Origin of the sequence: Pseudomonas idahonensis, from assembly GCF_037903935.1 — a bacterium.
Taxonomy (GTDB): Bacteria; Pseudomonadota; Gammaproteobacteria; order Pseudomonadales; family Pseudomonadaceae; genus Aquipseudomonas; species Aquipseudomonas danubii.
This window is the reverse complement of the sequence record NZ_CP149586.1, coordinates 4,004,573-4,023,814: the sequence shown is the minus strand read 5'-3', so window position 1 is coordinate 4,023,814 and position 19,242 is coordinate 4,004,573. Positions and strand designations below refer to the sequence as shown.

Below are 19,242 nucleotides of genomic sequence, written 5' to 3'. Positions count from 1 at the left end.
AGGGCCTAAAACTTTGGCTTGAGCGATCATTTCTTTCGTTTGCGGTACGGCGGGGCAAGGTCAAGGACAAGCGCGCCGGACTCAGCGCAGGGACTTGGGCGAAACCCCGAAGCGCTTGCGAAAGGCGGTGGAGAAATGCGCCGGGCTGTAGCCGACCCGATAGGCCGCGCTGGAGACATTGGTCTCGCCACTGGCCAGCAAACGGTAAGCCTCGCCCAGGCGCTGCTCCTGCAGGTAGGCATAGACGCTGGTGCCGAACACCTGGCGAAAGCCGGCGGTGAGCTTGCGCGGATTCAGACCCACCTGACGCGACAGCTCCGACAGCGACGGCGAGTCCTGCAATGAGTTGAGCAGCAGGTCCCGGGCGGCGTGGATACGTTCGATGTCCGCCGCGCTGCCGGGGCTGTCCTGCAGCGGCCGCGACTCGGCATGGGCGAGGATGCCCTCGACCCCCAGGGCGGTGAGCTCCAGGGCCTTGCCTCCCAGGTAGAAGGAGCGGGTCGGGCCTTGCAGTGGGCAGGTGAAGATTTGCTGGGCCAGGGCCAGCAGTGGCTTGCTGGCCGGCTGGCAGAACAGCATCGGCCCGCCGCCTCGCGGGTCCAGCAGGCGCTCGGGCTCCAGGCCGGCATTGCGGATCGACGGGAAGTCCAGCTGCACCGTGGTGTAGCGCACCGGTACGCCACGGGCGAACAGGTGGTCGCCGCAGTGCTCGCCCTGGTTGGCCACGGCGCACAGGGTCGGGCCGCGAATTTCCACTTCCGGCTGGCCCTCGACCCGGCAATTGAGCTGGCCGCTGAGCACCAGGATGATTTTCAAACCTTGCCAGAGCGGCTCTTGCATCCACATCTGGCTGTCCATCAGCACAGTCCCGGTGGACAAAGTGATTTCCGGCACCACCGCCGCCGTGCCGGCGTGCTGCGGATTGGGAAACTGCAGGGTGAAATCCCTTTGGACAGGCTGCGGCGCAGCGTGGGGGCTGAGCATGGCGAACTCCCTGTGAACCCGAAAAAGAGGCCATAAGCTATCAGGAAAATCCGCCCCTGTAATTAAGAATGATTATCCTTTAGCTTTCCACCCCGTCCTGTCAGGGCCTGTCGGGGCCGCGCCGCGCAATCAAAAGAAAAAGCCGCGCAAACGAATGTCCTGCCGATTGCCGGGCTTTGGAAATTGCCGGTTAATAATCACTCTCATTTGCAAGCACGGCAGCCCTTCATGGACGACACCCCACGCAACAGCACCGCAGGAGCGCCTGTGGAGCTTCATTTCCTTCCGCGCTGACGACGTTTTCCCGTTCATTCCAAGGGCCTGGCACCTCAGGTCCAGGGCCGCTTTTTGCGTCAAAAAACTCAGGAGACAGCATGTCCACTTTCGATGATCTGCAGGATTGCCCCTCTTGGCCCGAGGCGTTTGCCCAGCGCTACCGCCAGGCCGGTTACTGGCGCGAGGAAACCTTTGGCGACCTGCTGCGGGTGGCGGCCCAGGCTTTTGCCGAGCGCGAGGCGCTGACCGATGGCGAACAGCGCCTGAGCTATCGGCAGTTGGACCTGCGGGTCGATCAACTGGCCGCCGGCCTGTACCGCCTGGGCTTGCGGGCCGGGGACAATGTGGTCCTGCAATTGCCCAATCGCAGCGCTTTCGTCGAAACCTGCTTTGCCCTGTACCGCCTCGGCGTGCGGCCGATCTTCGCTTTGCCGGCGCACCGGCATCTGGAGATCGGTCGTTTCTGCGAATTCGCCCAGGCCCGGGCCTACCTGTGCACCGACTGTGACGCCGGCTTCGATTACCGGGCCATGGCCCGGGATCTCAAGGCCGGTCATCCGCACCTGGAGTGGGTGATAGTGGCCGGCGAGGCCGAGGAATTCACCGCCCTTGATGGCCTGTATGACCCGGCCCCGTCGCCGGCTTTCCCGGCGCCGAGTGCCGATGCCGTGGCCTGCTTCCAGTTGTCCGGCGGCTCCACCGGGATTCCCAAGCTGATCCCGCGGCGGCACAACGAATACCTCTACAACCTGCGGGCCAGCGTCGAGCGCTGCGGTTTGTCCAGTGCCAGCGTGTACCTGGCGGTGCTGCCCATGGCCCACAACTTTCCCATGTGCTGCCCGGGGTTCATGGGCACCTTGTCGGTCGGCGGGCGCGTGGTGCTCGGCCACTCGCCGAGCCCGGAGGTCTGTTTCGAACTGATCGAGCGCGAAGCCGTGACCCATACCGCCCTGGTGCCGCCCCTGGCCCTGGTCTGGATGGAGGCGGCCCAGGCTCGCGGACGAGGGCTTTCGTCGTTGCAGCTGCTGCAGGTGGGCGGGGCCAAGCTCAGTTTCGAGGCGGCGCGGCGTATCGAACCGGTGCTCGGTTGCCGCCTGCAGCAAGTGTTCGGCATGGCCGAAGGGCTGATCTGCTACACCGACCCGCAAGACCCGCCCCAGCGGGTGCTGCACACCCAGGGCCGGCCCCTGTCACCGGCGGACGAAATCCGCGTGGTGGACGAGCAGGACCGGCCCGTCCCGGTGGGGCAGGTGGGCCAGTTGCTGACCCGTGGCCCCTACACCATCCGCGGCTATTACCGCTATCCCGAGCACAATGCCCAGGCCTTCACCGCCGACGGCTTCTATCGCACCGGTGACCGGGTGCAGCTCACCGCCGACGGCTACCTGATGGTGGAAGGGCGGGACAAGGACCTGATCAACCGCGGTGGCGAAAAGATCGCCGCCGAAGAAGTGGAGAACCTGCTGCTGAGCCATCCGGCGGTGGCCGACATCGCCCTGGTGGCGATGCCCGACGCCTTCCTCGGCGAGCGCACCTGCGCCTTCGTCATTGCCCGTGGCCAGGCGCCCCGGGCTGTGGAATTGCTACGCCATCTGCGGGCCCAGGGCCTGGCGGCGTTCAAGCTGCCGGATCGCTTCGAGTTCATCCCGGCCTTTCCCCAGACCGGGGTCGGCAAGGTCAGCCGCAAACACCTGCGTGAAGCCATTCAGGCCTTGTACTTCGGTGCTGAGGCCCAAGCCCGGGTGGGAACTGATGCTCGTGGCTGAACAACCAGGATTGACTGAACTGTTGCAACCGGTGCGCGGGCGTCTGCTGGCGGCGATGCTGCTGCAGGTGCTGGCGGCGCTGGTGGGCCTGCTGCCGCTGATCGCCGTGGCCGAACTGGCGCCGTTGCTGCTGGCGGGTGAGCTGGACGTGGACCGCGCGGGCTTCTGGCTGCTGGCCGGGGGCGGGGCCTTGCTCCTGCGTCTGTTGGGGCTGGCGGCGGGGTTGCAGATTACCCATCTGGCCGACAGTGACCTGCAGCGCCATCTGCGCCAGCGCATCGCTGCCCATCTGGCGCGGGTGCCCCTGGCCTGGCTGGATGGGCAGCGGCAAACCGCCGAGCGGGTGTTGCTGGAGGATGTCGGCGCCCTGCATCAATTGGTGGCGCACCTGCCCAACAATCTGGTGGCGGCCCTGGTGGTGCCCTTGGCCAGCCTGATCTACCTGCTGACGGTGAGCCTGCCCATGACCCTGGTGGTGCTGGCGCCGCCGCTGGTTGCGCTGTGGCGCCTGCGGGTGATGCGTACCCCGGCGTACCACGCCGAGCGCCAGCGCTTGGGCGCGGCCATGGGCGCGCTGTCGACGGCGACCCTGAACTTTGTACAGAGCATCGCCATGGTCAAATCCTTTGGCCGGGTGGAGCGGGTGCAGGACGACTTTTTCAAGGCTGTAGAGGATTTCGGCCGTTTCTTCTCCCAGTGGGTCGAGCGCTGGGCCGGCCTGGGGGCCAGTGTCGAAGTGCTGCTCTCGCCTCTGCTGGTGCTGGCCCTGGTGCTGGTGGGCGGGGTGGCGCTGATTGCCGGCGGCTGGTTGCAGCCGGCGCAGTTGCTGGCGTTTGCCTTGCTGGGCCCGGCCCTGGCGGCGCCGGTGGCGGCCCTGGGCCATGGCGCCGATTCTCTGGTCCAGGGCCGGGCGGCGGCGCAGCGCATCAGCGCGGTACTGAGCACGCCGGTGCTGGCGCAGCCGGCGTTCTCCCGAGAGCCCGAAGGCGCCCTGGTGACCTTCGATTCTGTGGACTTCAGCTACCCCGACGGCACTCAGGTGCTGCGGGGCATCGATCTGCGCCTGCAGCCCGGCACCCTGACCGCCCTGGTGGGGGATTCCGGGGCCGGCAAATCCACCCTGGCCACCTTGCTTGCGCGCTTTGCCGATGTCAGCGCCGGGGCGATCCGCATCGGCGGTGTCGACCTGCGGGACATGGACAGCGCGACCCTGTATCGCCAGGTGGCCTTTGTCTTTCAAGAGGTGCGTGTGCTGCGCGCCAGCGTCCTCGATAACCTGCGCCTGGGGCGCCCCGAGGCCAGCCTCGCAGAGGTCGAAGAGGCGGCTCGGGCCGCGCAGATCCACGAACGCATCTGCGCCTTGCCCGAGGGTTATCACACCCTGCTGGGGACCGGCGTGCAGTTGTCCGGCGGCGAGGTCCAGCGCCTGGGCATTGCCCGGGCCATGCTCAGCCAGGCACCGATCCTGGTGCTCGACGAGGCCACCGCGGCCAGCGATCCGCAATCGGAAGCGGCGATCCAGCAGGCGCTGTCGCGGTTGGCGGCAGGGCGCACGGTGCTGGTGATCGCCCATCGCTTGAGCAGCATCCAGGACGCCGACCAGATCGCCGTGCTCCAGGGCGGGCAATTGCGCGAGTGCGGTCGGCACCAGGCCCTGCTGGATCAGCAGGGGGTGTATGCCGGGCTGTGGGCGGCGGAGCAGTTTGGCGCGGCCCCGTTGACGAGGGCGCTGTCATGATCGCTGCCCTGTTACGCAGCTTGCAGCCCAAGGAAGCCGGCCTGCTGCGCCGGGCGCTGCTGGCCATGGCGGCCAGTGCCTTGGCCCAGGGCCTGGCGCTGGCCTTGCTGCCCATGGCGTTTGCCGGGGTCTTCGACGCCGCGTCGGGCAAGGCGCCCTGGATCTGGGCTGGGGCTTTTACCGGGTTCGCCGGTCTGTGCCTGGGGTTGCGCCGCCATGCCCAGCTGGCCGGCTACAGGGCCGGTGCTGCGGCCGCGCAGTCGCTGAACCTGCGCATCGGCCAGCAGTTGGCGCGCCTGCCCCTGGAGTGGTTCGTCGAGCGGCGCGGCGCCGAACTCAACCGTCTGGTGACCCACACCGTGGCGCAGATCATGAGTGCCCCGGCGCACCTGCTGCAGCCCATGGCCAACGCCTTGCTCACACCCCTGGCGTTGCTGCTGGCGCTGTTCTTCTACGACCGCTCCATGGCCCTGGCCGCCTTGGCCAGTGTGCCCCTGTTGCTGTTGTTCTATCACTGGGGCGTGCGTTGGGGCGGGCAGGCCGAGCGCCTCAGCGAAGCGGCGGCCGGCGAAGCGGCGGCGCGGGTCCTGGAGTTCCTGCGGCAGCAGCCGCTGCTGCGCTCCAGCGGGCGCAACGGTGAAGGCTTCAGCCTGCTGGGCGAGGCTTTGCAGCAACAGCGTCAGGCCCAGCGCCAGGCCCACTGGCGCACCTTTCCGGCAGCCCTGGGGTTGGTGGTGGTGCTCCAGGCCGGCTACACCGCGGTGTTGCTGTGCGGGCTCTACGCGGTCCTCGGTGGCAGTCTCGGGGCCGTGCAGTACCTGGCCCTGGCGGTGCTCGCCACTTGCCTGGTGGAGCCCATGGGCGCCTTGGTCAATCTGGGCACCACCTTGCGCCAGACCCGCCACGGCGTGGACAGCCTGTGCCAGTTGCTGAACCTGCCGCCCCTGCCGGAGCCGAGCGAGCCCCAGACGCCGCAGGGGCAACGGGTCGAGGTGCGGGAGCTGGGGCTGGTGCGCCAGGGCCGAGCGCTGCTGCAGGACATCAGCTTCGAGCTGGAGCCGGGCTCCCTGAACCTGCTGGTGGGGGCCTCGGGCTCCGGCAAGTCGAGCCTGTTGCGCTTGCTGGCGCGCTTTTGCGATGTCAGCAGCGGCGCCATCCTGCTGGGGGGCGTGGACCTGCGCCAGCTCTCGGCCCGGCAGCGCGACCAGGACATTGCCCTGATGTTCCAGGACTGTCCGCCGCTGGCCGCCAGCCTGCTGGACAACCTGCGCCTGGGCCGCCCCGAGGCCAGTGAGGCACAACTGATGAGCGCGGCCCACGCCACCGGCCTTGACCGCCTGGCCCAGCGCCTGCCCCAGGGCTGGCAGACCCGGGTGGGCGAGGGCGGCGTCAGCCTCTCCGGCGGCGAACGCCAGTGCCTGGCCCTGGCCCGGGTCATGCTCAAGGACGCCACGCTGATCCTGCTGGATGAACCCACCGCCGCCCTGGACGCCATCAGCGAGGCGCGGGTCAACCGCAGCCTGCTGCAACTGGCGCGCAAGCACACGGTGCTGCTGGTGACCCACAAGCCGACCCTGGCCCCCCACGCCGCGCAGATCCTCCTGCTGGACCAGGGCCGCCTGGGCCAGCGCGGCACCCATGCCCAACTGATGGCGGCTACCGGCCGTTATCGCGAACTGTTCCACGAGCGCGAGGCGATCAATCGCTGGCGCTTGCGACCTACCCCTTCCGTACCCCATAGGACCGTCCACCATGACTGATAACCCAGCACTGGCACGCGCTCATCCAGCGCACGCCGGCCTGAGTCATTCACCCCAAGGCCTCTGCGCGGGCATAGCCCGGCTGCTCGACTACGCGCCCGAGGAGCTTGAGGCGGATGTTTCGCTGATCGAGCAGGGTCTCGATTCGGTGAGCATCATGCGCCTGCCGGCGTTGCTGGCCGCCGAGGGCGTGACCCTGAGTTTTGCCGAACTCATCCAACAGCCGACCCTGGACGCCTGGTGGGCGCTGATTGAGGCCCGTCGCGGCCTTGCGGCGCCAAGCCTGCAGGCGGTAGCCGACGCCGGCGACGACGCTGATTTTCCTCTGACCCCGCTGCAACAGGCGTACTGGTTCGGTCGCGATCCGGGCATGCCCCTGGGGGGCGTGGGTTGCCACCTGTATCAGGAACTGGATGGCCATGGCCTGGAACCCCAGCGCCTGGAGCAGGCCGTGCGCCGCCTGTGCCAGCGCCACCCGATGCTGCGGGCCTGTTTCATCAATGAAACCTGCCAGCGCATCCTGCCCCACAGCCCCTGGCCCGGGCTGACCGTCCACGACCTGCGCCAGGCGTCCCGTGTGGGCGCCGCCGAGGTCCTGGAACAGATCCGTGAGCAACTGTCACACCGCTGCCTGGAGGTCAGCAGCGGGGAAGTCTTCGATGTGCAACTGAGCCTGCTGCCCGAAGGCCGTAGCCGTCTGCACCTGAACATCGACCTGCTGGTGGCGGATGTCCTGAGCATCGGCATCCTGCTGCGGGATCTGGCCCTGATCCATGCCGGTCTCGAACAGCAACTGCCGGTGCTGGAGTGGGACTTTGCCCATTACCTGAAAGCCGAGCAGGCGGCCCGGGCGCCGCAACTGGCGGCGGCCCGGGACTACTGGCTGCCGCGCCTGGAGGAGTTGCCCGACGGCCCGCAATTGCCCCTGGCCCAGGAGCCGCAGCAACTGGGTAGGCCACGCTTCCAGCGTCTGGCCATGCGCCTGGATACAGCCCAGTTGCAGGCCCTGGAGCACAAGGGCCGGCAGCACGGCCTGACCCTGGCCAGCGTGCTGGCCTGCACCTATGCCCAGGTGCTGGGGCGCTGGAGTGCCAGTCAGCATTTCCTGCTCAACGTGCCGCTGTTCAACCGTCAGGAATTGCACCCTTGCGTGCCCCACCTGCTGGCGGACTTCTCCAATCTGGTGCTGCTGGAAGTGGATCAGCGCCAGCCCCTGGATTTCTGCCAGCAGGCCCTGGCGCTGCAGGCTCAGTTGCACCGGGATATCGCCCACAGCGCCTGGCCCGGGGTCGAGGTGCTGCGCGAGCGTGCGCGCCTGCGTCAGGGCGGCGGTCAGGGGGCGCCGGTGGTGTTTGCCTGCAACCTGGGCCCGGTCTTTGTCGATGACACCTGCCGCCAGCAACTGGGCGAGCCCGGCTGGGCGCTGTCGCAGACGCCCCAGGTGTGGCTGGATCACCAGAGCTACCCCATGGCCGACGGCCTGCTGCTGAACTGGGACGCGGTGCAGGGGCTGTTCCCCGAGGGCCTGCTGGAGCAGATGTTCGAGGCCTATCGCAATCTGCTGTTGTGGCTTTGCGAGCATGACTGGCAACAGGTGGCGCCGTTGCCCCTGCCGGCCGACCAGCAGCGGGTGCGCAGCGCGGTCAACGACTGCCGGCACGCGACCCCGGCCCGGCTGTTGCACCAGGGCTTCTTCCAACAGGCCCAGGCCCATCCCGAGCGGCTGGCGCTGGTCTGCGACCAGGGCCAGCTGAGTTATGCCGAGCTGGCCCGGCAAGCCCTGCAACTGGCGGGCGCCCTGGTGGAGTGGGGCGTGCAACCCGGCGAGGCGGTGGCGATCACCCTGCCCAAGGGCCGCGAACAAGTGATCGCGGTGCTGGGGATTCTCGCTGCCGGTGCGGTCTACGTGCCGGTGGGCATCGAGCAGCCGCCGGCCCGGCGCGACATGATCTATCAGCGTGCCGGGGTGCGCGTGGTACTCACCGACACGGCTCACCGCGACGGCGGCATCTGGCTCGCCGCACTGCGGGTGGTGACCCTGGCCCAGGCGCGCCCGGCAGCCGCCCTGGCGCAGCCTTTGCCGCTTGCGGCGGATGCCCTGGCGTATGTGATCTTCACCTCTGGCACCACCGGTGAACCCAAGGGGGTGGAGCTGTCGCACCAGGCGGCGATGAACACCATCGAGGCGCTCAACCGGCGTTATCGGGTCAGCGCCGAGGATCGGATGCTGGGCGTCTCGGCCCTGGATTTCGACTTGTCGGTGTACGACCTGTTCGGCCTCTTGAGTGTCGGTGGCGCCCTGGTGCTGCCGGCCGACGCCTTGCGCAAGGAACCCCAGGAGTGGCTGCGCCTGATCCGCGAGCAGCGGGTCACCCTCTGGAACTCGGTGCCGGCGCTGCTGGACATGCTGACCTTGCAGGTACGGGACGCTGGCGGCCTGGCGGCGTTGCGCCTGGCCATGGTTTCCGGGGACTGGGTCGGCCTCGACCTGCCACGCCGTTTGCGAGAGGCGGCGGGGCGTGAGCTGCAGTTCGTGGCCCTGGGCGGCGCCACCGAGGCGGCGATCTGGTCGAACTGCCAGGACGTGGACGCGGTGCCCGGGCACTGGCGTTCGATCCCCTATGGCCGGCCCCTGGACAACCAGTGTTTCCGGGTGGTGGACAGCCAGGGCCGGGATTGCCCGGACTGGGTGCCCGGCGAGCTGTGGATCGGCGGCGCCGGGGTTGCCGCGGGCTATCGCGGCCTGCCCAGCCTGAGTGCCCAGCGCTTTGTCGAGCATGACGGCGGGCGCTGGTACCGCACCGGCGACCAGGGTCGCTACTGGGCCGACGGCACCCTGGAGTTCCTCGGACGCCTGGACCATCAGGTCAAGGTCCGCGGCTTTCGCATCGAACTGGCGGAAATCGACCTGGCCCTGGAGCGCCACCCGGCCATCAGCCGTGCCCTGAGCCTGGTGCTGCCCGGCAGCGAGCCGCAACTGGCGGCGGTGCTGGTGGCCAACGAGCCGCTGCCGCCGACCCAGGCCCTGCGGCAGTGGCTGGGCCAATGGCTGCCCGAACACATGCTCCCGGACAGCTGGCTGACCCTGGCCGAGCTGCCGCTGAGCAGCAACGGCAAGGTCGATCGCGCGGCCTTGCTGTGGCTGCTGCAGGAGCAGCGGCGCGGCATCGCGCCGCACAGCGCCGAGCCTCCTCAAGGGGAGTGGGAAGAGGCCGTGGCCGCCCTTTGGCAGGAGTTGCTGGAGGTGCCACAGGTGGGCCGGCACCAGGGCTTTTTCGCCCTGGGTGGCAACAGCCTGCTGGCCGCCCGCTTGATCGAACGCGTCGCTCGGCAGTTCCAGCTGGAACTGTCGCTCAAGGACTTTTTCAACGCGGCCACCGTGGCCCTGCAGGGGCAGTTGCTCGCCTCGCGCCGGGAACAGCGGCCCGTCACTCAGAACGCAATGGTGGAGGGCGTGTTATGACGCTGCAGCAACTGCAACAGGATCTGCAACAACTGGGCGTGGAGCTCTGGGAAGAACAGGGTCGCCTGCGCTATCGGGCCCCGGCCGGGGTCATGGACGACGCACGCCTGCAGCAACTTCGGCAACACAAGGACGCGTTGCTGCAACAGCTGCAGGCGGCGCAGATGCCGACCCTGGAGGCCGACCTGCCGGCCCGGGAAGAACCCTTCCCGCTGACCGATGTGCAGGCGGCCTATCTGCTGGGCCGCACCACGGCCTTCAGCTTTGGCGGCGTGGCCTGTCACGGTTATCTGGAGTTCGCCCAGCAGGACCTCGACCCGCTGCGTCTGGAACAGGCCTGGAACCAGCTGATCGCCCGTCACGAGATGCTCCGCGCCGTGGTGCTGGAGGAGGGCTACCAGCGCATCCTGCCCCAGGTGCCCCATTACGCCATTGCGAACCACGACCTGAGCCAGGACGACGGCAGTGCCTTGCAGGCCCTGCGCGAGCGCATGGAACTGCGCCGCGCCACGCCTCAGCAATGGCCCTTGATCGAATTGTGCGTGAGCCAGGGCCGCGACACCTCGCGCCTGCACCTGTCGGTGGACCTGCTGGTGTGCGACTACCAGAGCGTGCGCATGCTGCTGGCCGAGTTGCAGCAGCTGTACCGCGGTGAGGCCCTGCCGGCACCGGCGCAGATCAGCTTCCGCGACTACGTGCTGGGCGAGCGGCGCCTGCGCGAGCAACCGCGCTACCAGCGCGACCGTGACTACTGGTGGGCGCGGGTCGACAGCCTGCCGGGGGCACCGGAGCTGCCGTTGCTGGGGGCACCCACCGGGCCACGCTTCCAGCGCCGGGCCATGAGCCTGGAAGCGCGGGACTGCAACGCCCTGCGCCTGAATGCGGCCGCCGCCGGGGTCGGCGTGTCGGCGGCGATCCTCTCGGCCTATGCCGAAACCCTGGGCCGCTGGAGTCGGCGCGGACACTTCTGCCTGAGCCTGACCCTGCTCAATCGCCTGTCCCTGCACCCTCAGGTCGACCGCTTGGTGGGGGATTTCAGCTCGGTGGAACTGCTGGAAGTGCAGACCCTGCAAGGGGGCAGTTTCGGCCAGCGCAGCCAGCAGTTGCAGGAACGGCTGTGGCAGGACATGGACCATCGCCTGTGCTCGGGCATCGAAGTGCTGCGCGAGCTGGCGCGGCGCAAGGGCCAGGATGCGGCGCTGATGCCGTACGCCTTCACCAGCACCCTGGGCGCAGGTGGCGAAAGCGGCGGCGGGGCCTTCATGCCAGGGGCCGAGCTGGTGTTCGGCATCAGCCAGACGCCCCAGGTGCTGATCGATTGCCAGGTCAGCGAACGGGACAACGGCCTGGCGATCAACTGGGACATTCGCGAAGGGGTATTCAGCGAGGCGCTGCTCGACGACTTGTTCGATACCTTTGAACGGCTGCTCAAGCGCCTCGCCCGGGAACCCTCGGCCTGGACCCTGGACGATTGCCTGGAATTGCCGGCGGCCCAGCGCCTGCAACGCGAGCTGGTGAACCAGACAGCGGCGCCGTTGCCCACCGGCGGGCTGCATGAGCCGTTCTGGCGACAGGCAGCTGCTGCGCCCCAGCGTGTGGCCTTGATCCAGGGCGCCGGGCAACTGAGCTACGGCGAGCTGGCCGGGCGCGCCGAAGCCGTGGCCGAGGCCCTGCTGAACGCCGGCTGCCAGCCGGGAGAGCGGGTCGCGGTGTGCATGGACAAGGGCCTGGAGCAGGTGATCGCGGTGCTGGGCATTCTGCGGGCGGGGGCGGCCTATCTGCCCCTGGACACCAACCAGCCCGAGGCCCGGCGCCAGTTGATCCTGGATAACGCCGAGGTCGGCCGGGTGCTCAGTCAGTCCTGGTTGAGCGATGAGTTGTGCTGGCCGGCGCGGGTGACCCAGGTGATCCAGGTCGATCAGGGCCCGCTGGCGGCGCAAGCTCCGTTGCCGGTGCTGGACATCGATCCGCAGCAGCTGGCCTACGTGATCTATACCTCCGGCTCCACCGGGGTGCCCAAGGGCGTGATGATCAGCCATCAGGCGGCGCTCAATACCATCGTCGACATCAACCAGCGCTTTGCCATCGGCGCCGAGGATCGGGTCCTGGCCCTGGCCAGCCTGGGCTTCGACCTGTCGGTGTATGACCTCTTCGGCCTGCTGGCCGTGGGCGGCGCCCTGGTGCTGCCCGACCCGCAACACCGCGCCGATCCTTCGCACTGGGCGGCGTGTGCCCGGGAGCATGGGGTCACGCTGTGGAACTCGGTGCCGGCGCAATTGCAGATGCTTACCCACTACCTGCAGGCGGTGCCGTCCATGGCCCCCGGAACCCTGCGCCTGGCGCTGCTGTCGGGGGACTGGATTCCCCTGAACCTGCCGGCGGAGGCTGCCCAGCTGTTGCCGCAGTTGCGGCTGATCAGCCTCGGGGGGGCCACGGAAGCGGCCATCTGGTCGATCTACTATCCGATCACCCAGGTCGATCCGCAGTGGCGCAGCATTCCCTACGGCGCGCCCCTGGCCAATCAGCGCTTCATGGTCCTCGACGAGCAGGGCCGCGACCGTCCTCAAGGGGTGGCCGGCGAGCTGTACATCGCCGGTAGCGGCCTGGCCCTGGGTTACCTGGGGGACGCCGAGAAAACCGCCGAGCGCTTTGTCGATCACCCTCGCAGCGGCGAGCGTCTGTACCGCACCGGCGACCTGGGCCGCTACCTGGAAGATGGCCTGATCGAGTTCCTTGGTCGCGAGGATTTCCAGGTCAAGGTGCGCGGTCATCGCATTGAGTTGGCGGAGGTGGAAAGTGCACTGCTCAGCCATCCCCATGTGGAGTCCGCGGTGGTGGTGGCCGCTGGCGAAGGGGCCTTCGAACGGCGATTGCAGGCCTGCCTGCGGGCCAGTTTGCGGGACATGCCGCTGGCCTGGCCGGAGCAGCTGGAGGCGCGTACCCAGGCCGCGGCCCAGGCCGTGCGCGGTGATCTGAGCGATGCCCTGGTCAGCGAGATGTCGGCCTGTGTCGAGCGCGCCGCGCTGCTGTCCATGGGCCTGGCCCTACAGCGTCCCGGGCTGTTCCGGCAGGCGGGGCAGCGTCACTCCCTGGAAGAAGTGTGGGCCTTGAGCGAGGTCGCGCCGCGCAACCAGCGCTTGATCCGGCGCTGGTTGCAGGCCCTGGCCCAAGAAGGGCTGGTGCAGCATGACCGGCAGTCCGGTGGCTACTCGGACCTGCGGGTGCAGCGCGAGGAATACCTTCAGCTGTGGCAGCGCATCGAAGCCTTGGAGCCTTGCGTAGGCTGGGGCGCCGAGGTCCTGCGTTATCTGCGCGAGAGCCAGGAGCAACTGCCGGCGCTGATGAGCGATCAGCTGGACCCGCTGCACCTGCTGTTCCCCGAGGGCCGTACCGATACCGCCGAGGGCGCCTACCGCAAGAACCTGATCAGCCAGTACCTGAACCAGGCGGTGTGCGCCGCGGTGCAGGAGATCATCCGCCAGCGTCCTGCCGGCCAGCGCCTGCGCCTGCTGGAAATCGGCGCCGGGGTCGGCGGCACCAGCGCCGATTTGATTCCGGCCCTGGACGGCCTGCCGGTGGACTACCAGTTCACCGACCTGTCGCAGTTCTTCCTCAACGAGGCCCGGGAACATTTCGCCGCCTATCCCTGGGTCAGCTACGGGCTGTTCGACCTCAACCAGGACCACTGGGCCCAGGGTGTGGCCGCCAACTCCTTGGACGTGATTCTCTGCGCCAACGTGCTGCACAACTCGCGGCATGCCAGCCGGGTGCTGGCGCGGCTGCGGGAGATGCTGGCCCCGGGCGGCTGGCTGATCTTCATCGAGGCCACCCGCGACACTTACCAGATCATGGCCTCCATGGAGTTCAAGGAAGGCCTGACCGCGTTCGAGGACTTCCGTGCGGAACTGGACACCACCTTCATCCGGCGCGAGCAGTGGCAGCAGTTGCTGCTGGAGGCCGGGGGCGAAACCCCGCTGTGCCTGCCCAAGGCCGATGACGCCATGTCGCAGATCGGTCAGCACCTGTTCATCACCCGCTTCAAGAGCGAGCGCCAGACCCTGGAGCCCGAGCCACTGCGTGCCCATCTGGCCCAGCGTCTGCCGGACTACATGATCCCGGCGGACTGGCAGATCCTCGATGAGATGCCCCTGACCGCCAACGGCAAGGTCGACCGCCAGGCCCTGGCCCGGATCGGCATGGCCGGGCCCGAGCAACAGGTCAACAGCGGCGCGGCGCCGGTGGACGATCTGGAACGCAGCATCGCCGAGGTCTGGCAGACCCTGTTGCGGGTGCCGGCGGTGGGCCGCGAGCAGGGCTTCTTCGAACTGGGCGGCGACTCGTTGCTGGTGGCGCAAGTGGTGGGTCGCCTGCGCGAAGCCTTGCCCCAGGCCCGGCAGTTGCCCTGGAGCGACTTGCTGCGGCAGTTGATCAACCAGCCCACCGTGGCGGCCCTGGCCGACTACCTGCGCGGGCAGGGGGGGCAAGGCGATTCACCGCTGGTGCGCATCAGCGACAAGGTGCAGGGCCCGACGCGGATCTTCGTCCACGACGGCAGTGGCACCCTGGCGCCGTATCGCGCGCTGTTCGCTGCCCTGGGGGAAGACGCGCCCCTGGAAGGGCTGGTGCTCAACGACGTGCCGGGGTATCTGGCGCTGGAGCCGGCCACGGCGATTCGCCGGTTGGCCGAGCGCTATGCCGACACCCTGCAGGCCGAAGGCCGGCGCCAGGTGAGCATCGTCGGCTACTGCCTGGGCGGGTTGCTGGCCACCGAACTGGCGGCATGCCTGGCGGCGCGTTCCATCGAGGTGCTGCAGCTGAGCGTGATCAGCAGCTACCGGGTGCCGTTCATGATCGAGGACGACCTCTTGGCCGAGTACGTGTTCGCCCGGGTGATGCAGGCCGATCCGCTGGTGCTGGGGTATCCCGAGGACGAGCAGGCCATGGAGCGCAGCATCGCCCGGGTCCTGGCCCAGACCCCAGGACGGGTGCCCCAGGGTTCACTGTTGGCCTTGAGCGACGATGGCCAATGCACCTCGGCCCTGGCCTGTCTGCGGCGCCTGGCAGAGAAGACCCCCGAGCAGCGCCTGCAGGCGATTGCCGAAGCCATGCGCCACGCCGGTTCGCAGTTGAGTGACCTGGACTGGCTGCGCGAGCAATTGCAGGTGTTGCGTCACAGTCTGGCGGCGGTGGCCCTGCATGAGGCCACGCCGTATCAGGGCGACTTGCTGTTCATTCGCCAGAGCGGCGAGGTCCAGGTACTGCCGGGCATGCACCGCGACATGAGCGCTTACTGGCAGGCCCTGTGCCTGGGCGAACTGCGGGTGGTGGATGTGCCTGGGGATCACTTCAGCTGCATGCAGCAGCCTCAGGTGCAAGCCGTGGCCCGGGCCTTCGACGCCGCCGAGGTGGCGGCATGAGTGGGGCGCTCATTGGTCTGGTCGGCGCGTATGGCAGCGTCGGCCGTCAGGTGGCGCAACTGCTGGCACCCAGGCTTGCCTTGCGCCTGGGCGGACGCGACCGTCAGCAGGCCGAGCAGTTGAACCAGCAGTTGGGGGCGTGCGCCGACGTGCGCGCCCTGGACCTGTGGGATGAGCAAAGCCTGGCCAGCTTTTGCGCCGGCTGCACCCTGGTGATCAACTGCGCCGGGCCCAGCTACCGGATTCTCGATCGGGTGGCCCGGGCCGCGCTGGCGGCGGGCGCCGATTACCTGGATGTGGGCGGCGACGACCCGGTGCACGAGCGTCTGGCCGGTCAAGTGCCCGCAGGGCGTCGGGTGCTGTTGTCGGCGGGCATGCTGCCGGGGCTGTCGGGGGTGTTCCCGCAGTTGCTGGCGCAGTCTTTCCAGCGAGTGGACGAGATGCGCTGCTATGCCGGCGGCCTGGGACGGCTGTCCGTCACGGCCGCCGAGGACTTCCTGCTGAGCCTGGGCAATGGCTTCGGCCAGGCCCAGTGCGGCTGGCGCGAGGGACAGGTGGTGCGCAGCACGGGCAGTGCCCGGCAGCCTCTGCAACGGGACTGGCTGCCGGTGGCCGGGGTACAGGCCTATCCCTACCTGAGCACCGAGCAGCAGCGCTTGTTCAGTGACCTGCAAGTGCCTCACGGCCAGGGCTTCAACCTGTTCGAGGGCGGGCAACTGGCGGCGACTTTGCAGCGTATCCAGGGCTCGGCGCCAGAGGCGCGCAATACGCCGCAGAACATCGCCGCGCTGGTCCAGGCCAGTGCCCTGGATGTCGCCGGACGGCGGCCGTACCAACTGCTGGCGGTGGAGGTCGACGGCCTGCGTGATGGCCGCCCGCAGCAGGCCAGTGCCTGGTTGCGTGCCGGCGACGGTTCGCGGTTGACCGGCAGCGTCGCGGCGTTTTGCGCGCTGCATTGGCAGCTATTGCCCCAAGGCCTGCATTACGCGGCCCAGGTGCTGGATGCTCAAGCCTTCCTGGAGCAGGTCTGTCAGTGGTTGCCGGACACCCGGGTCAGCCTGGGCCTGGGCGCCGGTACTCCGCTGGCCGAGCTAGAGGAGGGTGTGCTGTGAGAAAGGCTCCCAGTGCCTGGCTGCGCCGTTACCCGCAGCCGCAACCGCCGCGCTGCCGGCTGGTGTGCCTGCCCCATGCCGGGGGCAGCGCGAGTTTTTTCAATGACTGGCGGGCGGGGTTGCCCGCCGATATCGAGTTGATCAGCGTGCAGTACCCGGGGCGTGAAGAGCGCCTCAACGAGACCTGGCCCGGCAGCCTGGAGTGGATGGCGGGCACTATCACTCGGGCCCTGTCGGACCTGGTGGACCGGCCCCTGGTGCTGTTCGGCCACAGCATGGGCGCGGCCCTGGCCTATGAAGTGGCGGGGCGCATGCAGCAGCAAGGCTCGGCCCCTCAGCGCCTGATTGTGTCGGCACACCCGGCGCCCCATCGCCAGCGCCACAGCGAGCTGCACCTGGGGTCGGACGAGGCGTTGCTGGCGGATGTACGGCGCCTGTCCGATGGTGCGCCGTCCCTGTTGGACGACCCGACGCTGCGGGACCTGTACCTGCCGGCACTGCGTAACGACTATCGGCTGATCGAGTCCTATCGCGGCGACATCGGCCGCGCCCTGGACCTGCCCCTGAGCGTGTGCCTGGGGGGCCAGGACCCGGAAGTCGATGCGGACGAAGCCTATGCCTGGGCCGAGGTCAGCGCCCAGGTCACCGACTTCCAGAGTTTCCCCGGTGCTCACTTCTATCTGCGCGAGCAGCAGGCCGAAGTGCTGCGGCACCTGACCCGGCTGCTGGCCGGCCACGGCGAGCAGCCGTGGCACTGCTGGCCCTCGACCCCGTGAATTTTCCCTTGGTAGTCATCAACATGAAAACCCCCGAGCAATGCAGCGCCCTGGAAGACATCCGCTGGGCGATCGACACCCTGGACCAGCAGATCATCCAGGCCCTCGGCCAGCGCCTGGCCTACGTCAAGGCGGCCGCGCAATTCAAGCCGACCCAGGACAGCATCGCCGCGCCGGAGCGGGTCGCGGCGATGCTCCCGCAGCGTCAGCAATGGGCCGAGCAGGCGGGCCTGGACCCGATGTTCGTGGTGCCGCTGTTTGCCCAGATCATCCACTGGAACATCGCCCAGCAAGTGCGCCACTGGCGCGTTCAGCGCGGGCTTGAGCAAGGAGTCGGTAATGAATGAGTCGTGCCTGTCCGGGCTGACCCAGGCCCTGCGTGAAGGCGAGGCCCAGGCTCGGCGCAAGAGTCGCGCGGTACTGGTGGTGTTCAGCCTGGCCGCCGAGCGCCTGGAGCCACTGCGGCTGTTTGCCGCCAACCGCCAGGTGTTCGGCCAGAGCCTGTTCTGGTCCAGCGACCAGGGCGCTCTGGCCCTGGCCGGGTTCGGCTGCACCGAGGAAATCAGCCCGCCGGCCGCCGAGCGCTTTGCCGCCAGTACCCAGGCCTGGCGCCAGCTGCTGGAGCAGGCCCATCAGGTCGGTCCGCGCAAGGCCTATCTGTGTGGCGGCTTCGCCTTCGATCCCCAGGCGCCGCGCAGTACTCAGTGGCAGTCGTTCGCCGCCACTTCCCTGGTGCTGCCACGGATTCTGTTGTTGCGTGAAGGCGAACAGCAGCACTGGCTGTTCAGCCTGTGGATCGAGCCGGGCGCCGATGTGGCCCATTGCGCTGCCGGCCTTGCGGCGGAATGGAACCTGCTGCAGCTCCGCTATGCCCATGCACCGTCACTGCAGGTGCCGGTGGGCACCCGGCAGGACGACGACGCCCTGGGCGCCGAGCAGTGGCAGGCCACCGTCGCCGGCGCCATCGGCCGGATCAACGCCGGTGAACTGAGCAAAGTGGTGCTGGCCCGGGAAGTCTGCTTGCGGGCCCCGCGCAGCATTCCCTGCGGCCCCTTGCTGGAGAACCTCAGGGCGGCCTATCCCCAGGCCTTTCTGTTTGCCTTCAGCCGCGGCGACAGTTGCTTCCTCGGCGCCACCCCCGAACGTCTGGTGCGCGTGGCCCGGGGCACCTTGAGCACCGTGGCCCTGGCCGGCACCTGCGCCCGCGGTCAGCACGAGCAACAGGACGCCGAACTGGGCCAGGGCCTGATGGACAGCGCCAAGGATCGCCACGAGCACGCCCTGGTGGTGCAGACCCTGCGCGAAGCGCTGCAGCCCTATTGCGCCATGCTGGAGATTCCTGCGCAGCCGCAACTGCACCGCCTGGCCCACGTCCAGCACCTGCTGACCCCGGTGCTGGGGCGGTTGCGGCCCCAGGTGGACCTGCTGCAACTGGTCGACGCCCTGCACCCGACCCCGGCGGTGGGCGGCCTGCCCCGGGCCAAGGCCCTGGGGTATATCCGCGAGCATGAGCAACTGGACCGGGGCTGGTACGCCGCCCCGGTGGGTTGGCTCAACGCCGAGGGCGACGGCGAATTTGCCGTGGCCCTGCGCTCGGCCTTGATTCGCGGCAACCAGGCGCACCTGTTTGCCGGCTGCGGGATTGTGGGCGAGTCGGACCCCGAGAGTGAATACCAGGAGACCTGCCTGAAGTTGCGCACCATTGGCGACGCGTTGTGTCCGCCAGCGGCCTTGCCGAGCGTGGCAGTGAGCGCCGGACAAAGCACCTTGTAGACGCTGGCGCAGGCTCGCAGCGATCCTGAGGGCGCCGAGGCCCCTTCGGTGCCTTGCGCAGCCTGCGGCAGCGGCTACACAGAGGGTTTCCTGTAGCCGCTGCTGAGCCTGCGAAGCTGCGAAAAGGCCGGGCCGCGTTCGGTACGCAGGGCCTTGCCTGGCGAGCGCTTGGAGCCC

10 protein-coding genes are annotated in these 19,242 nt (G+C 68.6%); 9 read left to right on the top strand and 1 reads right to left on the bottom strand.

From position 1 onward, the window contains the following. Positions 1–81: 81 nt before the first annotated feature. Positions 82–984 carry a helix-turn-helix domain-containing protein gene (locus WIN67_RS18265; protein ID WP_102863102.1) on the bottom strand — a complete coding sequence of 301 codons (903 nt, stop codon included), beginning with the start codon at positions 982–984 and terminating at the stop codon, positions 82–84. A 374-nt stretch (positions 985–1,358) separates the two neighbouring features. Between WIN67_RS18265 and WIN67_RS18260 the strand changes: the two genes are divergently transcribed. The 9 genes from WIN67_RS18260 to WIN67_RS18220 are packed head-to-tail and all read left to right on the top strand — an operon-like array spanning position 1,359 to position 19,065. Continuing rightward, positions 1,359–3,026, top strand: coding sequence for a (2,3-dihydroxybenzoyl)adenylate synthase (locus tag WIN67_RS18260; protein WP_339069790.1), 1,668 nt, complete (start codon positions 1,359–1,361; stop codon positions 3,024–3,026). Further along, entirely contained in the window at positions 3,013–4,764 is a 1,752-nt protein-coding gene (locus WIN67_RS18255; RefSeq protein WP_339069789.1) for an ABC transporter ATP-binding protein, read from the top strand. The genes WIN67_RS18260 and WIN67_RS18255 overlap by 14 nt, the downstream gene beginning before the upstream one ends. Beyond that, entirely contained in the window at positions 4,761–6,524 is a 1,764-nt protein-coding gene (locus WIN67_RS18250) for an ABC transporter ATP-binding protein (protein ID WP_339069787.1), read from the top strand. The genes WIN67_RS18255 and WIN67_RS18250 overlap by 4 nt, the downstream gene beginning before the upstream one ends. Continuing rightward, positions 6,517–9,987: an amino acid adenylation domain-containing protein gene (locus WIN67_RS18245; RefSeq protein WP_339069786.1), complete on the top strand. Its 3,471-nt coding sequence runs from the start codon at positions 6,517–6,519 to the stop codon at positions 9,985–9,987. Before WIN67_RS18250 ends, WIN67_RS18245 begins: the two co-directional genes overlap by 8 nt. Continuing rightward, entirely contained in the window at positions 9,984–15,404 is a 5,421-nt protein-coding gene (locus tag WIN67_RS18240) for an amino acid adenylation domain-containing protein (protein ID WP_339069784.1), read from the top strand. The genes WIN67_RS18245 and WIN67_RS18240 overlap by 4 nt, the downstream gene beginning before the upstream one ends. Next, positions 15,401–16,516, top strand: coding sequence for a saccharopine dehydrogenase NADP-binding domain-containing protein (locus WIN67_RS18235; protein ID WP_339069782.1), 1,116 nt, complete (start codon positions 15,401–15,403; stop codon positions 16,514–16,516). Before WIN67_RS18240 ends, WIN67_RS18235 begins: the two co-directional genes overlap by 4 nt. Next, positions 16,513–17,292 carry a thioesterase II family protein gene (locus WIN67_RS18230; protein ID WP_110652742.1) on the top strand — a complete coding sequence of 260 codons (780 nt, stop codon included), beginning with the start codon at positions 16,513–16,515 and terminating at the stop codon, positions 17,290–17,292. Before WIN67_RS18235 ends, WIN67_RS18230 begins: the two co-directional genes overlap by 4 nt. A gap of 23 nt (positions 17,293–17,315) precedes the next feature. After that, positions 17,316–17,639, top strand: a complete 324-nt coding sequence (locus tag WIN67_RS18225) for an isochorismate lyase (protein WP_102863566.1) — start codon at positions 17,316–17,318, stop codon at positions 17,637–17,639. Then, positions 17,632–19,065, top strand: a complete 1,434-nt coding sequence (locus tag WIN67_RS18220; protein ID WP_339069778.1) for an isochorismate synthase — start codon at positions 17,632–17,634, stop codon at positions 19,063–19,065. The genes WIN67_RS18225 and WIN67_RS18220 overlap by 8 nt, the downstream gene beginning before the upstream one ends. The last annotated feature ends 177 nt before the right edge of the window (positions 19,066–19,242 follow it).

Coding starts and splice junctions, on each gene's coding strand:
- WIN67_RS18250 (WP_339069787.1), top strand. CDS start 4,761: ATGATCGCTGCCCTGTTACGCAGCTTGCAGCCCAAGGAAGCCGGCCTG.
- WIN67_RS18220 (WP_339069778.1), top strand. CDS start 17,632: ATGAATGAGTCGTGCCTGTCCGGGCTGACCCAGGCCCTGCGTGAAGGC.
- WIN67_RS18265 (WP_102863102.1), bottom strand. CDS start 984: ATGCTCAGCCCCCACGCTGCGCCGCAGCCTGTCCAAAGGGATTTCACC.
- WIN67_RS18245 (WP_339069786.1), top strand. CDS start 6,517: ATGACTGATAACCCAGCACTGGCACGCGCTCATCCAGCGCACGCCGGC.
- WIN67_RS18235 (WP_339069782.1), top strand. CDS start 15,401: ATGAGTGGGGCGCTCATTGGTCTGGTCGGCGCGTATGGCAGCGTCGGC.
- WIN67_RS18260 (WP_339069790.1), top strand. CDS start 1,359: ATGTCCACTTTCGATGATCTGCAGGATTGCCCCTCTTGGCCCGAGGCG.
- WIN67_RS18255 (WP_339069789.1), top strand. CDS start 3,013: ATGCTCGTGGCTGAACAACCAGGATTGACTGAACTGTTGCAACCGGTG.
- WIN67_RS18240 (WP_339069784.1), top strand. CDS start 9,984: ATGACGCTGCAGCAACTGCAACAGGATCTGCAACAACTGGGCGTGGAG.
- WIN67_RS18225 (WP_102863566.1), top strand. CDS start 17,316: ATGAAAACCCCCGAGCAATGCAGCGCCCTGGAAGACATCCGCTGGGCG.